This is a genomic window from Saccharibacillus sp. O23 (assembly GCF_002205895.1).
Lineage (GTDB): Bacteria > Bacillota > Bacilli > Paenibacillales > Paenibacillaceae > Saccharibacillus.
In genome coordinates this window covers 40,828-55,212 of record NZ_NJDE01000015.1, presented here as the reverse complement: position 1 = coordinate 55,212, position 14,385 = coordinate 40,828, and the positions used below count along the sequence as shown (strand labels likewise).

The 14,385-nt window shown below is 54.8% G+C and carries 13 protein-coding genes; 11 read left to right on the top strand and 2 right to left on the bottom strand.

What is annotated here, in order from left to right; translation table 11 throughout:
- Nucleotides 1-291: 291 nt before the first annotated feature.
- The 7 genes from CDO73_RS18155 to CDO73_RS18125 all read left to right on the top strand — a co-directional run bounded on the left by CDO73_RS18155 (nucleotide 292) and on the right by CDO73_RS18125 (nucleotide 7,784).
- Entirely contained in the window at nucleotides 292-771 is a 480-nt protein-coding gene (locus CDO73_RS18155) for a MarR family winged helix-turn-helix transcriptional regulator (protein ID WP_256972753.1), read from the top strand.
- 167 nt (nucleotides 772-938) lie between these two features.
- Nucleotides 939-2,357 carry an MATE family efflux transporter gene (locus CDO73_RS18150; RefSeq protein ID WP_088489952.1) on the top strand — a complete coding sequence of 473 codons (1,419 nt, stop codon included), beginning with the start codon at nucleotides 939-941 and terminating at the stop codon, nucleotides 2,355-2,357.
- Nucleotides 2,358-2,422: 65 nt separating this feature from the next.
- Complete coding sequence (locus CDO73_RS18145; protein ID WP_088489951.1) at nucleotides 2,423-2,863, top strand: hypothetical protein; 441 nt, start codon at nucleotides 2,423-2,425, stop codon at nucleotides 2,861-2,863.
- Nucleotides 2,864-3,134: 271 nt separating this feature from the next.
- Nucleotides 3,135-4,526 (top strand): MATE family efflux transporter, encoded by a 1,392-nt coding sequence (locus CDO73_RS18140; protein WP_088489950.1) that lies wholly within the window; start codon nucleotides 3,135-3,137, stop codon nucleotides 4,524-4,526.
- A 447-nt stretch (nucleotides 4,527-4,973) separates the two neighbouring features.
- Nucleotides 4,974-5,609 carry a pentapeptide repeat-containing protein gene (locus tag CDO73_RS18135; RefSeq protein ID WP_088489949.1) on the top strand — a complete coding sequence of 212 codons (636 nt, stop codon included), beginning with the start codon at nucleotides 4,974-4,976 and terminating at the stop codon, nucleotides 5,607-5,609.
- Nucleotides 5,610-5,660: 51 nt separating this feature from the next.
- Nucleotides 5,661-6,377 carry an HAD family hydrolase gene (locus CDO73_RS18130; protein ID WP_088489948.1) on the top strand — a complete coding sequence of 239 codons (717 nt, stop codon included), beginning with the start codon at nucleotides 5,661-5,663 and terminating at the stop codon, nucleotides 6,375-6,377.
- Between the two features lie 498 nt (nucleotides 6,378-6,875).
- Entirely contained in the window at nucleotides 6,876-7,784 is a 909-nt protein-coding gene (locus CDO73_RS18125; protein ID WP_088489947.1) for a cation diffusion facilitator family transporter, read from the top strand.
- A 76-nt stretch (nucleotides 7,785-7,860) separates the two neighbouring features.
- On the opposite strand, the gene CDO73_RS18120 is transcribed toward CDO73_RS18125, so the two are convergent.
- Entirely contained in the window at nucleotides 7,861-9,048 is a 1,188-nt protein-coding gene (locus tag CDO73_RS18120; protein ID WP_088489946.1) for a glycoside hydrolase family 88/105 protein, read from the bottom strand.
- 189 nt (nucleotides 9,049-9,237) lie between these two features.
- Here CDO73_RS18120 and CDO73_RS18115 point away from each other — a divergent pair, with 189 nt between their 5' ends.
- From CDO73_RS18115 to CDO73_RS27485, 3 genes are all read left to right on the top strand, one after another.
- Nucleotides 9,238-10,074 carry an AraC family transcriptional regulator gene (locus CDO73_RS18115; protein ID WP_088489945.1) on the top strand — a complete coding sequence of 279 codons (837 nt, stop codon included), beginning with the start codon at nucleotides 9,238-9,240 and terminating at the stop codon, nucleotides 10,072-10,074.
- Between the two features lie 87 nt (nucleotides 10,075-10,161).
- The gene (locus tag CDO73_RS18110; protein ID WP_088489944.1) at nucleotides 10,162-10,482 is read left to right on the top strand and encodes an iron-sulfur cluster biosynthesis family protein; all 321 of its coding nucleotides are present in this window, start codon (nucleotides 10,162-10,164) and stop codon (nucleotides 10,480-10,482) included.
- A 44-nt stretch (nucleotides 10,483-10,526) separates the two neighbouring features.
- The gene (locus CDO73_RS27485; protein ID WP_373446987.1) at nucleotides 10,527-10,721 is read left to right on the top strand and encodes a DUF6199 family natural product biosynthesis protein; all 195 of its coding nucleotides are present in this window, start codon (nucleotides 10,527-10,529) and stop codon (nucleotides 10,719-10,721) included.
- A gap of 44 nt (nucleotides 10,722-10,765) precedes the next feature.
- Here the strand turns inward: CDO73_RS27485 and CDO73_RS26520 are convergent, their stop codons facing one another.
- Nucleotides 10,766-11,674 (bottom strand): hypothetical protein, encoded by a 909-nt coding sequence (locus CDO73_RS26520; protein ID WP_143536153.1) that lies wholly within the window; start codon nucleotides 11,672-11,674, stop codon nucleotides 10,766-10,768.
- A 335-nt stretch (nucleotides 11,675-12,009) separates the two neighbouring features.
- Between CDO73_RS26520 and CDO73_RS18105 the strand changes: the two genes are divergently transcribed.
- Nucleotides 12,010-14,274 carry an AraC family transcriptional regulator gene (locus tag CDO73_RS18105; RefSeq protein ID WP_088489943.1) on the top strand — a complete coding sequence of 755 codons (2,265 nt, stop codon included), beginning with the start codon at nucleotides 12,010-12,012 and terminating at the stop codon, nucleotides 14,272-14,274.
- Nucleotides 14,275-14,385: the final 111 nt, after the last annotated feature.

Below are 14,385 nucleotides of genomic sequence, written 5' to 3'. Positions count from 1 at the left end.
GCCACCGCCCGCCGAAATCCGGCGCGATTCGCCGCTTTCCGAACGGCGAATCCGGCTCTGCGCCGATCGTAAGCGCGGCCGCGAAGCGGGTACAGCGCGAGGCCTGACTCTTCGTGCCTCCGAACCGTCTTTTGTCCGCCGTCATTATTTTCTCCAAAAACAATTAGGGTGTTGACAGTTAGAACTCTAACAATTATATTAAATGCATAGTTAGAACTCTAACAGTTCAATCATTAACTATTGCAGGCGTCGAATTCCGGATTCGGACGTCGAGAGAAGGGGAGACGAATCATGAACGATCATATGGACGGCGGCGAAGAAGCGAAGTTCGCGGAAGCGGGCGACCGGCGGCGGATCGATGCTCCGTTCTCCAGCTTGCTGCGCGAGATCGCGATCCGCATGCGGCCCGCGGGCGACGGCCGGTTGGCCGAGCTGGGACTGAGCGCGCAGCAGGGGCAGATGCTCCGCTACATTCACATGTTCCAAGAGCAGGGCATCATCCAGAACGATCTCGCCAAGCGCTTCGACCGCACGAACGCGAGCATCACGAGCATGCTTCAAGGTCTGGAGAAGAAAGGCTACGTCAAGCGGATCGTCCCGGAAGGCAACGAACGCAAGAAGATGGTCTACGTCACGGACAAAGCCGAAGCGCTGATGTCGGAGTTCGACCGGATCTTTTTCGACACGGAGCGGCAGATCACGGCAGGCATGACGGACGAAGAGGCGGAGACGCTGCGCCGACTGCTGGAGAAGGTTCGGGATAATTTCTGAATCGGACTGCATCAAAAAAATACGCGTGGAGCGGCACGCCGATTCGATCGCGAAGATCGTCCGACGGCGGGGCCTGAGCAGATATTCGTCCGCTGCCGGCCGCTCCCCCGCTCAATCCTATACATGAACAGTTGTGCAAGTGATCATATAAAATGGAGGGTATTCGCATGAAAACTTCGGAAGAAAAGCGGGATAACCAGCAACCGCAGGAACCGGAATCGAACCAATATTATCTGGAAAAAGCACCCCTGAGCCGCGCCGTCGCGCATCTGTCGATCCCGATGATGCTCGGCATGTCGGTCGGCACGGTCTATAACGTCGTCAACGCGTATTTTATCGGGCTGCTGCACAATACGGCGATGATGTCGGCGATCACGCTCGGCCTGCCGATCTTCACCGTTCTGATGGCGGCGGGCAACGTATTCGGAGTCGGCGCGGGCACGTTCATCACTCGGCTCGTCGGCGGGGGAACGCCGGAACACGGGAAGAAAGTCGCCGGTTACGCGTTCTACGGCAGCTTGATCGCGGGGCTGTTGATCGCGCTCGTCTCGTTCTTGTTTATCGTCCCGCTGGTCAATTCGCTCGGGGCCGACGCTTCGACGCACGATTATACGAAGATCTACGCGATGACGCTGATCGGCGGCGGATTCACGGTCGTGATGAACTTCGCGCTGGAACAGCTCGTCCGTTCGGAAGGCGCTTCGAAACAGTCGATGTACGGGATTTTTATCAGCACGGGGCTAAGCTTGATTCTCGATCCGCTGCTCATTCTCGGCTTGGATATGCACGTCATGGGCGCCGCGCTGGCGATGATTCTGGCGAATGCGGGCTCTGCGCTTTATTACGTTTACTTTTTACAGAAAAAAAGCGAACATCTTCGCGGCTTCGTCCGCTACATCCGTTTGTCGCTTCGCGATCAGTGGGAAGTGTATAAAATCGGCGTCTCGGAGCTGTTCAAGTCGGCTTTCATGATCGTGACGACGCTGCTGTTCAACCATTACATGATCGAATACGGCTCGAACGTGCTGGCAGGCGCGGGGATCGGACTTCGCATCGTGCAGATTCCGGAATTCCTCGCGATGGGCTTGTTCATCGGCATGATTCCGTTCTTCGCTTTCAACTATGCCCGTCCGAACATCCCGCGTTTCAAAGCCGGATTCAACGCTTCGGTCGGCGTGATCGGCGCGGTGTCCTTCGTCTTCGTCGGTCTGGTCTACGTGCTGCGCGATCCGGTCATGCGTCTGTTCTCGAACGATCCGGCCGTGCTGGAAGCGGGCACTTACATTCTCGGGGCGATGCTCGTCTCGGCGCTGTTCAACGGATTCACCGGACTGTTCCTGACGCTGTTCCAAGCCGCCGGCGAAGGCATGCCGACGATGGTCTTGTCCGTGACGCAGGGCGTGCTCTACATCCCGACGATCATCGTGCTGCATGCGATGTTCGGTCTGCACGGCGTCATCTGGTCGATGACGGTGACGGAAGTGATCACCTGCGTGCTCGGACTGATCCTCTACATTCCGTTCCGCCGCAAACTGGCGCAGCGCGAAGAGAGCGGGCAGGAGATTCCTATGGTGCAGCCGAGTTAAACGAGTTTTGCAACGAAAGAGCCGCGATCTCGTTTATGGAGTATAAGAGATCGGAGGGGATCTGCATGCGCGGTAAAAAGAGGGCTTGGATTCTGCTTATCCTTTTGTTGACGGCAGCCTGCGATCAATCCCACGAAGCGGTGACCGGAGATACTTTGTACGTGCCGGACGGCTATCAATCGGAGGTTTCGGCTCTAGGGCTTCGAGTCATCGCGGCCAAACCTTATTATCGCAGTCCGTTTATCGCGATCGTCGAGGATTCGGAAGGCAAACAAAGCGCTATGATCTTCCGCGATCAAGAAAAGCCGGAATTGATCGCTCTGCCCAAAACGTATGAAGAAATCGTCGAACAATTGGGTCAGAACGAGAAGCCTTTAACGCAGATCTCAAAAGAAAATATCTTCCTTTTGGAGATCAACGGGAAGCTTTATTGGAACTATGAGTCGAGCGAACGCGGAAGTGTCTACTTGAATCTCGAAGGAATCGAGCAGTCTCCTTTTTCGTGATTGCTGTGTAAATTCGCTTCAAATTAGGCGGATCGCGGCGGTATGATCGAGCCTTGTCCTTTCCGCTCAGCCGTGTTATATTGGCAGACGTGGCGAAACTGACGGAACCTTGCAACACAGTCCGGCAGCGGGACCTGAGGGGTCCTAAGCACCGAACGAATCGCTCCATTTTACGATAGTCAGCTACGCTCTTCAGCCCTGCGGGTGCTGGAAGAGCGTTTTTGTTTTTGTGTCGAGAATTTCAAAATTTAGAAACGAAGAAGGGTCGGATATGGCGGAAACGGACTTACGCATGGACAGACGGAGCGGCCTGCTGGACAAATACCTCTCGGGGCGCTCGATCGATTACAAACAAATTATCGGATTGTTTATTCCTCTGCTCGTCGATCAGGTATTTATCGTCGGCCTGAACTTGGTCAACACGGCGATGATCAGTTCGGCGGGGGTGGACGCGGTCAGCGCGGTCAATATGGTGGACTCGCTGAATATCTTCTTATTAAGCATCTTCGTCGCGGTGGCGACGGGCGGCACCGTGGTGGTGGCGCAGTATAAAGGCAGCAAGAACCCGGAGATGGTCTCCAAATCGACGGCGGGCGCGGCTTCGACGGTCTCGCTGCTGGCTCTGCTCGTCGGCTTGATCTTGATTATCTTCCATAATCCGCTGCTGAATCTGCTGTTCGGAACGGCGGAGCCGGAAGTCATGCGGCTGGCCCGGACGTACACGATCGGCAGCGGCATCTCTTATATGGGACTGGCTTTCGTCGAAGCGGTCTGCGGCGCGCTGCGGGGCATCGGGCGGACGCGGGCATCGCTCGCGCTGTCGCTGGTCATGAACCTGACTTACGTCGGGCTCAATCTGCTGTTCATCAACGGGCTGGATCTGGGCGTATTCGGGATGACGCTGTCGGTCAATATCTCGCGTTATCTCGCGGCGGCCTGCGCCGTGTATTATCTGCTCAAGATCGACGCCGAACTGCGTTTGCATATCCGGGATTTCTTCGAAGTCGGCTTCGGGATGCTCAAACGGATCTTCAAGATCGGCATGCCGTTCGCGGCGGAGCAGATGTTTTTCAACGGCGGCAAGATCTTGACTCAAGTGTTTATCGTCAGCATGGGCACGCACGCGATCGCGACCAACGCGATCAGCGGCGCGCTGGCCGGGGTCATGCAGATTCCCGCCAACGCGTTGTCGCTCACGCTGATCACGGTCGTCGGACAGTGCATGGGCCGCCGCGACGTGAAAGACGCGAAGAAATTGACCCGATCGTTCGTCATGCTCGGTTCGTTCGCTTACGTGCTGATGGGCTTGATCATTATGCCGCTGTTCCATCCGTTGATCGGGCTGTTCAATCCGCCTTCGGACATCGTGGACGACATCTTCCTGATCGTGCTGATCAATACGATCGCGCAGATTCCGCTCTGGTCCATTAGCTTCATGATCCCGTCCGCGCTGCGTGCTGCGGGCGACGCCAAGTTCACTTCGATGGTCTCCATGCTGTCGATGTGGCTGTTCCGCGTCGTGCTCGGTTACGTGCTGGGCATCGTGTTCGATCTCGGCATCCTCGGCGTCTGGCTCGCGATGGACTGCGAATGGGCGATCCGCGGCGCGGTATTCGTCTGGCGGTTCATGGGGCGCAAATGGTACCGGCATAAGTTGATTTGATGCGAGTTGATCGGATCGGACACGAAAAAAACGGCTCCGTCGCTTTGATGCGACGGGGCCGTTTTCGATCAATCGGACGGACTTCGTTTTCTTTTGAACAAATAAACAGATAAATAGCCTAAAGCGACAATCCCGACAGCGGCCAGACAAGCCCACACGGCGTTTAGGGTCAGCGTCCGAGTAATCCCGTAAAACACGAGCAAACCCGTTAAAAAAGATAAGATTAAGTTGGTCGCGATTTTACTTCGCTGCAAAGTATCACTCTTTTCATTATGGATTTTGAGTTAGCCAGGATGGCAGACGAAAGGACTCGTTGAAGGTTCTTACGCATTGAACGCGAACGCATCTCAAAAAGTTGTTCGAAATAAAGGCTGTCGGGAGCATTTCTCGGCAGTCTTTAAATATGAGAAGATAAGAAGATCGAACGAAAGAAAGGAGCGTGTTCGCATGACCGTTCAAGTAACGGCCCCCAAACTGCGCGAAGAATTGCTGATGGCGGAACCGGAGCTGTATCTGGAGTCACGTATCGAGATTCGGGACGTCATCGTTGGCCCGACAGAGCTGCTGGGGCTGGACTATGAAAAAGTATCGTTCGACCGCGTCTGGTTCAAGCAGGTAACGCTGTCGGAATCGGCGCTCCGGCAGGCGGAGTTCACGGATGTGGTCTTCGAAGATTGCGATCTGTCGAACGCTAATTTGACGGAATGTTTTCTGAACCGCGTGGTCTTCCGGCGCTGCAAGCTGATCGGAACGGACTTCGGCAGCAGCCGGATGCAGCATGTGCGCGCGAGCGATTGTATCGGGGATTACGCCAATTTGCGTCTCGGCAAAATGAAATCCGTCGTATTCGAAGATTGTTCGCTGGAGGGTACGGATTTGTACGCGGCGGAGGTGCAGAAGTTCGGACTGGAGCGCTGCAAGATCGACGGCATCAATCTGTCGGAAGTGAAGCTGCAAGGCGTCGACCTGAGCCGCTGCGAATTCGATACCCTGATCGTGAACCCGGAAGATCTGGCCGGCTGCCGAATCGCGCCTCATCAGGCTTCGGTCTTCGTCGGGCTTCTGGGATTGATCGTGGAATAACGCGGAATAAACAAGAGTCATAAGCGAGATTCAAGGAGGAGAACCATCATCATGTACAGCTTTATTTTCGATATCGACGATACGGTCTACGACCAGATCGTTCCTTTTCGCAGCGCGTTCGAGCGGAATTTCGTCCGCTACGCGGAACGCGTATCTCTGCCGGACCTGTATCGGCATAACCGCCGGTTCAGCGACGAGATCTTCGAGCGCCAGCAGCGCGGCGAGATCTCGCTGGAAGATATGCATGTGTATCGCATCACGGAAGCGTTCCGCGTGCTGGGCATCGAAATTCCGCGCGAAGAAGCGGAGGCTTTTCAACGCGATTATGCCGCCGCGCAGCATGAGATCGTACTGACCGAAGACATGCGCGAAGCGCTGGATTACTGCCGCGATCAAGGCTTGACGATCGGCGTGATCACCAACGGCGCGGGCGAGCACCAGCGCGGCAAAGTCGAGCGGCTGGGCCTCTACGCGTGGATGCCTCGCGAAGCCGTGTTCGTCTCCGGCGAGGTCGGCTTCGCCAAACCGGACGTCCGCATCTTCCGCCGGGCGGAAGACGGGCTGGGACTCGACCCAGCGAAGACGTATTACATCGGCGATTCGTACGCCAACGATATCGTCGGGGCCGCGGCGGCCGGGTGGAAATCGATCTGGATCGACCGCCGGGGAACGAAGATTCCCGAAGGCGGCGTCCAGCCGGATCTGAGGCTCGGCGAGCACGATTCGGTCGCGGCGGCGATTCGGCGGTTGTGCGAGCCGTCTTTATAGCTTTTTTAGAGAAGGAAATGTTGCGAGATTCCATCATTTTCGGATGAGGGAGCACATAACGCGCGAAAATGTTGCGAGCATCCAGCATTTTTGAAGGTTTTTCTGAGTTTTGGGGCTTTAGAGGCGAAAACGATGGACATTTGCATCATTTTTCTCGATTCCATCGATTTCCCGTAAAAATGATGGATATTCGCAGCATTTGCGGCTGCAAGATGATCGAGATGGCTTCGAAGCCTTTCTCGGTTAAAATCACGCCTGCGAAACGACGCGAGCAGCCGGGCGGTCCGCCGAGCGGCTTCGCAGTTGCCTCGCCCCAACACTGTTGACCATTCGTCACACTGTTTGGCGCCCCAAATAATCTTTGACCCGCTCCAGAAGCTTGCTTGTCGGCTACAACCTTGCCCGCCGCCTACAACGTTTCTCTAGACCCACTCGATCTTCGGATGCTATCCTCTACAAGTCTATCTGGATATGCGCGAAACAGGAGGCTCCAATCGAATGGTCGAGGAACTGAAATATAACAATCTGAAAATGGGCGAACGGGGCGCGATCGTCAGTATCGCCGCTTATCTGCTGCTCACGGCGATCAAGATGATCGTCGGCTATACGTCCGGCTCGGAAGCGCTCAAAGCCGACGGTTTGAACAACGCGACGGACATCGTGGCTTCGATCGCCGTCCTGATCGGCCTGCGTCTGGCGCAGCGTCCGCCGGACAAAGATCACGGCTACGGCCATTGGAAAGCGGAAACGGTGGCTTCGCTGGTTGCCTCTTTCATTATGATGGCGGTCGGCTTGCAGGTCTTGTTCGAAGCGGCGAGGTCGATGTTCGAACCGGGCGGCGAATCGCCGGACCCGATCGCGGCGTGGACCGGACTGTTCTGCGCGGGCGTGATGTTCGCGGTCTATCGGTATAACAAACGGTTGGCGACGAAGATCAACAGCCAAGCGGTGATGGCGGCGGCCAAAGACAATATTTCGGACGCTTGGGTGAGCATCGGCGCGGTGATCGGGATCGCGGCTTCGCAGTTCGGGATGCCGTGGCTGGACCCGCTGACGGCGCTGGCGGTCGGCGTGCTGATCTGCAAAACCGCTTGGGATATTTTCCGGGAAGCGACCCATCATCTGACCGACGGCTTCGACGAAGAACTGATCGAGGTCTATCGCGAAGAAATTCGGAGCGTGGACGGCGTGCAGGGCGTCAAAGACCTGCGCGCGCGAAATTACGGAAACAACGTCGTCGTGGACGTGATCATTACCGTGCAGCCTACTCTTAATCTGCACGCCGCCCACGATATCTCCACGATCGTGGAAAATCGCCTGCAGGACGAGCATGAAGTCTATACCGTGCACGTGCATGTAGAGCCGGATTCGGAAATCGCCGCCGTGCCGGGACAGGCCAAGCCGTAACGCTCAAAAACCTCGATCCCGTATTTAACGGAAATCGAGGTTTTTCGGCTGTTCGTTTTCGCTTAAAAATGTGCGATCACGGTTTGGCTGCGACGTTGTCTCCTTCTGTCGAAAGCGCCGAAGCCGCATTTTCCGCCGATTCTCCCGCCGCCGAAGTCTGCTCCGCGCGAGCGCTGCCGTCTTTGTCCCCGCGATCCGCACCCGCCATATCTTCCCGCTCCGTACGCTGCTCTTCCGCCTGCACTTCTTCCAGCGCCGCGGTCAGCAGCGCAAGCGCCAAGCCTTGTCCCCAACCCTGCGCCCATTTGCGGTCGATGCCCAAGTAACCTTCGATATCGTTCATCACCGCCGTGCCGCCGGAAACGTTCAGCACGCGGCCAGCGTCGGTGATATTGGCGATCACGCCGTCCAGCGCTTTGCGTACGTATTTGCCGTGCAGAGGATTGCTCTGCACGATCATCGCGGCGGCGATGCCGGCGGTGGCCGATACTTCGCCGTATGCGTCCGAATCGTCGAGCACCGTGCCCCAGAGTCCGTCTTCTTTTTGCAGCTTCTTGATCGCCGCCAACTGGTCGCGCAGCGAACTCCAGATATGCATCATCGGCGGATACAGATACGCTTCGGGCAGTCCGCGCGCGGCGCGGGCCATCGTGTACGCTCCCCACGCGTTGGCGCGCGCCCAATGGATGCCGGACATATGATCCTGCTTGAGGTTGTTGTAGCCGTGGTACCATAATCCGTTGTCTTCGTCCTGTAGATAATTGATATGCCAGAAATATTGATGCAGCGCGTCGTGGATCAGCTCTTTGCGGTCCAGCAGGACGCCGGCTCTCAGCAGGAAATACGCCGCCATGAACAGCGTGTCCGCCCAAGCCTGCTCGGGAAAATCGTTGTTGGCGGATACGGTATGCTGAAGCACCCGATCGCCGAAACGCAGCGCGTCGCGCTCCAGATAGTCGATTTTGCTCAAAATCAGATCCAGATACTTCGGCTCCTTCGTCTCGGCGTACAGCGTCAGCAGCATATGGCCCATCGCGCAGGCGTTGACCGTCCAGACCGGCGGCAGGCCCGCTTCGATATATTCGTCGACCCACGCGATCATGCGCTCCAGAAGTTTGCGGTCGCCTGTCGCTTCGTACGCCCGGCTGACGCCGTAATAAGCGACGCCGCACGGCCAGTCCCAAGTCAGATCCATATCGAGGGTGTAATCCGCCACGCGTTCGATCAAGGTTTTCAGTTCTGCGGGTTGCTTATACAATTTCATCGAATATCGCTCCATTTTTCGAATTTTGGATAGCTGATTCATTTGTTGTAAGCGTTATTATTTGCTTTTAGCGTAGCACAACAAGTTGTGCATATTTTGCCGAAATGATTCGATTCTTCTTAGATCTTGCGCTCTTGAGGTGATCGGCTATAATGGAGGCAGTTTGCGGGAGACAGGAAGGAGGGGCGCATGGACGAGCTGTATCACGACGACGGCAAAGAAATGTTTCTGGTGCATTATCGCAGCGGGCCGAGCTATCAGATGACGACCAGCCATTTTCATATGACGTACGAATTTTTCTATATGATGGACGGGCAGCGCAAGTTTTTTATTAAGGATCGGACGCTGATTATCGAAAAAGGAGACATCGTCGTGGTGCCGCCAAACGTGCTGCACCGGACGACCAACGCCGAGACGCCGGATTACGAACGCCTCGTCGTAAACGTGCACGAGAGCTATCTGCCGGGCGGAGGCGCTACGCGAGCGGAAGTGCTGCGGCCGCTCTACGAGCGGGATTATCTGCTGCTGCGTTCCGGCACCTATGATTCTTCGGCCGTGGACGCGCTGGCCGGCGAGATGATCCGCGAGATCCGATCGCGACCGCCCGGCTTCGAAGCGTATATGCAGTCGCTGACGACGCAGCTGCTGATCGCCTGCTGCCGCGTGCTGCCGGTCGAAGAGGAAGAACTGCCGCCCGCGCACAATCCGATGCACGAACGGATCTTCGAGGTGGTGCGCTATATCAACGAACATTACGCGGAAGAACTGACGCTGCAAAAGTTGGGCGAGAAACTGTACGTCAGTCCGTACGCGATCAGCCGTTCTTTTAAAGAAGCGACCGGATTCACGTTCGTGGAATACGTGAACAGCGTGCGGGTCAAAGAAGCGATCGCGCTGCTGCTCGGCACGTCGCTCAAAGCGAACGTCATCGCGCGAAGAGTCGGCTTCGGCAGCGTCACGCATTTCGGACGGGTGTTCCGCGAAGCGACGGGACATGCTCCGCTTTTTTATCGGAAAGAAAACTGACGCCGCGAAGAAAAAGCCGAAAGTGCGCGCCGACACTCGGCCGTAACGCGCAGACGGGGTAAAATAAAGACAGAGGAGGGATTCATCATGCGGATTCAGATGGACGACTATACGGAAAGCAAGATCAAAGAAAAAATAGGCGACCGACCGGGCAGTCTGCGGCTGGTCTACGATACGATCAACTGCGGCTGCAACGGCGTGGTGACGCTTCAGATCGCGGACAAACCGTGGGAAACGGACGTGCCGGTCGAATCGGATACGTTCGAAGTATGGACCGATCGCCAGCAGGAGCAGCAGTTCGATCCGGTGATGAAGCTGGAAGCCGACCGCGATTATCCGTCGTTCAAATTATCCAGCGACGGCGCGGTCTTTTCGCGAAATTTGCGGGTGACGGATCTGCGGGAATAGGCGTATGATAAGAGAGCAACTATACCCGATACGGAGGTGCGGCGATGTGGCTTTTTGTCGCAATTTTTGTCGTGTTAGGATTGGTGGGGACGATAAGTCCTAGGGCTTCTTGGGTATTATCTAACTGGTGGAAAGTTGAGGGTGATGCACAACCATCTTCAATATCTCTAGTGCTATATCGAATAGGTGGTATCGTTTTTTTACTGGTCGGAATCTTTTTGATTTACCGGATTGTATAAAAAAAGAGTCGTCGTCATATTGTTGACGACGACTCTTTGAATTTTTAATTACCTAGGCTTTTTGTGTCATATACGGTATATCCAATAGGTATATTTTTGACCAATGCCGTAACTGAAGTTTCTGCGACAAACATACCTTTTGTTGCATCTATATCCCAAGACCCACCTACGTTCGTATACCCAGCAGAAGGCCAAGCAGGAGAGTGATAGGCTTGAGTGCTGTTCATGTAATCATACCATAACGATACACCGTCAGAAGGCCAATTATACGTGATGCTATATCTAAGATTGCTTACGCGAAAATACTGTTGAGTAGTGTGACTAGAGAAAACCCAACCTTCAGATGTACCGCTAGAAAGAAGAAAAGGAATCGTAGTGCCGCTAGCTAAAACATGAATGTCAGATGAAAATAGGTTTATCCCAGAACTTGAAGATTTGAATTGAGGAGAAGGGGAAGTAAGGATGCTTTCTTTAGAAGCTTGGAGTGTCGTAGCATTATCCGCTTGTACTTCTTGTATAGCTTCTTGCAAGTTGTCTTCTTGAACATTTTGGGAAATCACAAATCCTAAATTTTGTTTATCTGTTTGATTAATGGGAGAAATTTTGTTGTTCACTACAGTTCCAGTAAATGATGTTCCAGATTTAAGCACATTGAAAGAATTGCCTGTACGGTCTGCTTGAGTGGCATATTTAATTCCTGCTGCATCTTCTCCGAATTGAGTTGCTTGCAGGTGATAAGTATCTCCATTAACCATAAAGTCAATGGCTACACCATTTTCTGATTGCTTGACTTTTATGTTCTCTAAAATACCTAATTCTGTCAAGTCGACTTTGTTGTAAGCTATTCCAGAATAATTAGGTGGTTCTTGCGTTTGTGCATAACTTGTCGGACTGACAACTAAAGACATGAAAGTTACAAGCAAGCCGATAAACATTAAACTTTTGGTTTTCATAAAAAGTATTCCTCCTTTTTAATTTGAAGATACAGAATAAGAAAACTTCTACATATATCTAAGCACTAAAAATAAAGCAAGTAAATATAATTCACAAAAATAACAAAAAAAGTATAAATTAAATTTTATATGAAAAAATATTGCTATAATTTTTATCTTTTAATTTAATTCATATTTGAACTAACAACAAACCGCCCGAACCCCACAACATCAAAGAAATTATTCATGGACAGACCTACTTGAAGTCCTTAATATAAAAGGGAGTTATTTGTGCAAATCCTTTTGTAAGCGTTAACATAAAAGTTTATCAAATCGCGCGATCGGAGGAATCTCCCATGAAACGTTTACCGATGACGCTGCAATTGGCGCTCATCTTGTTTATCGTCATGGTTATCCCGGCCAGTATTCTGACCTGGTACAGCGGCGAGCAGAGCCTGCGCGATTCCGAACGCCAGATCGCGGAATCGTCGCTCGCCGAGCTGGTCGCGGGACGCCGGCTGAACGAGAACGCGCTGAACAATCTGGCGCAGGACGTCGTCCGGTTGTCCGCGATCGGCACGTTCGATCGGCTGCGGCCTTTTCCGACTTACGATAACTTGAGCGGCGATTACGGACGGATCAGCCAAGCGATGGTCGTCATGCGGGAACTCACCAACTTGAACCATCGGGCGGACGGCGTGTATTCTTCCTTTTTCTATCTGCAAGACTCGGACTATGTGGTCTCCACGGATCGCAGCATCGCGAGGTTGGAGCGGTACGAGAATCTCGATTGGATTAACGAAGCGTTGGAACGCCAATCCGGCATCGCGGGCATCTGGGTGCCGCGCAAACTGGATTCCGGCGTGAACGTCGTCTCCTACGTGCTGCCGCTGAACCGCCTGTCGACCACGACGAAGGGCACGATCGTGATCAATATCCGCGAGAGCCAGCTCGGCCAATACATGTATTCGTCGAACGAAGCGAGCGCCGGGTATGCCTTGATCGACGCGGACGGGACGATGATCTCGACGCCGGAGAAGAGCCTGCTGCTGAAAAACATCGCGGACATCCCGGTATACGGCGAGCTGTTGAAGAACGCTCCCGCCAAAGGATACGCGTTCCGCGAAGTGGACGGTCAGCGCATGCTCTATGCGTGGTCGGACTCGCAGCTGCTCGGATGGACGCATGTCGGCGTCTTTTCCGTGCAGGAGCTGCTCACCCAGACCCATGCCCGGCAGAGCGGACTCGTGCTGCTGACGGCGATCATCATCTTCGTGGGCGCGTTCGTGACTTTGCTGCTGGCGACTTGGCTGTCCCGGCCGGCCCGTCTCTTGGTACGCCGGTTGAACGAAGAGTCGGGTATCCGCCTGCCGCGGCGCAACGAATTCGCGTATCTGGAAGACGCGTTCCTCAGCATGAGAGACGAAGAATCGAGGCTGCATACGCTGCTTCAGCAGCGGGATCGGGACGCGCGGAGCTTGGCGGTCCAGCATCTGCTGCGCGGCGAAACGACACGTCCCGTCGAAGAGATTTTCCCGCACGCGCATTTCCGCGTGGCCGCGATCTCCATCGACGGGTATAGGCAGTACGTCAGCAAGCATAACTCCGAGACGCGCAGTTATCATCGCTATCTGCTGAGCGGATACTGCGACGGTCTGTTCGGCGAAGGGGTGAGCAGTCATTTTCTGTATCAGGGCGACGGTTACTTCACGATGGTGATCAACGACGGACGGGAAAGCGGCGATCGCGGCGACGTTCCGGTTCGGCTGCGTCAGCTGGCCACGCGCGCGGAAGAAGTGTTCGGGCATACGGTCACGATCGGCCTCAGCCGGGAAGCGGGCGACGCGCCCGAGATCCGCGATCTCGCCGCCGAAGCGGCCGAAGCCGTCAAACGGCGCATGATCGAAGGCAGCGGCGGGATCTACTTCGGCCCGCGAGAAGAAGACGGCAGCGGCAAATACATCTATCCCGCCCACAGCGAGCAGCGGATTCTGAATTTTCTCGACGCGCAGGACTTGGCGAACATCGACCGGGAGTTGGACAAGATCGCCTGCGAGATCCGGGCGGCCGAGTCGATCTCGCACGACAATATTCTGTTCATCTACAACCAACTGGTCGGCGTGACGATCAAACATCTGCGCGAGAACGACAACCATGCCGCGCGTATTCTCGCCGGACGCGGCAGCGTCTATGCGACGATCTCTTCGCTCGATACGCTGGGCGATCTGCAAGCTTACCTCCACGAATTCTATGCGGAAGTGGTCTCGGCGGCAGCCAATCCGGCGGCGGGCGAGACGTCTTCGCACGGCGAACGGATCGTCGCTTACTTGCGCGAGCATTACCGCGAGGAAGTCGTGTTCGAAGAGATGGCGAGCGAGCTCGGCATCAGCTACTCCTACATGCGCAAGATCGCGTACGAGACGATCGGCCTCAGCCTGATCGATTACCTGAACAAGCTGCGCATCGAAGAAGCGAAGCGTCTGCTGCTCTCGGGCGACCGGACGATCACGGAGATCGCGGCCGAAGTCGGCTACGAGAACGCGCGCAGTTTCAATCGATTTTTCCATAAATACGAAGGCATGGCGCCGAGCAGTTACAAAGCGAAGCAGCGCACGTCGTAACCGGCCTGCGCCGCCTTTTTTTGCGAGCCTGTGACTGTTCGGTCATTCCTGAGCAAGACTGCTTTTTCCGTATCCGGACGCTGCGTAACAAAGCGGCCATTTCTGATTCGG

Excerpts from the sequence above, each read along its gene's own strand:
- CDO73_RS18155 (WP_256972753.1), top strand. The coding sequence starts at position 292 with ATGAACGATCATATGGACGGCGGCGAAGAAGCGAAGTTCGCGGAAGCG.
- CDO73_RS18150 (WP_088489952.1), top strand. The coding sequence starts at position 939 with ATGAAAACTTCGGAAGAAAAGCGGGATAACCAGCAACCGCAGGAACCG.
- CDO73_RS18145 (WP_088489951.1), top strand. The coding sequence starts at position 2,423 with ATGCGCGGTAAAAAGAGGGCTTGGATTCTGCTTATCCTTTTGTTGACG.
- CDO73_RS18140 (WP_088489950.1), top strand. The coding sequence starts at position 3,135 with ATGGCGGAAACGGACTTACGCATGGACAGACGGAGCGGCCTGCTGGAC.
- CDO73_RS18135 (WP_088489949.1), top strand. The coding sequence starts at position 4,974 with ATGACCGTTCAAGTAACGGCCCCCAAACTGCGCGAAGAATTGCTGATG.
- CDO73_RS18130 (WP_088489948.1), top strand. The coding sequence starts at position 5,661 with ATGTACAGCTTTATTTTCGATATCGACGATACGGTCTACGACCAGATC.
- CDO73_RS18125 (WP_088489947.1), top strand. The coding sequence starts at position 6,876 with ATGGTCGAGGAACTGAAATATAACAATCTGAAAATGGGCGAACGGGGC.
- CDO73_RS18120 (WP_088489946.1), bottom strand. The coding sequence starts at position 9,048 with ATGAAATTGTATAAGCAACCCGCAGAACTGAAAACCTTGATCGAACGC.
- CDO73_RS18115 (WP_088489945.1), top strand. The coding sequence starts at position 9,238 with ATGGACGAGCTGTATCACGACGACGGCAAAGAAATGTTTCTGGTGCAT.
- CDO73_RS18110 (WP_088489944.1), top strand. The coding sequence starts at position 10,162 with ATGCGGATTCAGATGGACGACTATACGGAAAGCAAGATCAAAGAAAAA.
- CDO73_RS27485 (WP_373446987.1), top strand. The coding sequence starts at position 10,527 with ATGTGGCTTTTTGTCGCAATTTTTGTCGTGTTAGGATTGGTGGGGACG.
- CDO73_RS26520 (WP_143536153.1), bottom strand. The coding sequence starts at position 11,674 with ATGAAAACCAAAAGTTTAATGTTTATCGGCTTGCTTGTAACTTTCATG.
- CDO73_RS18105 (WP_088489943.1), top strand. The coding sequence starts at position 12,010 with ATGAAACGTTTACCGATGACGCTGCAATTGGCGCTCATCTTGTTTATC.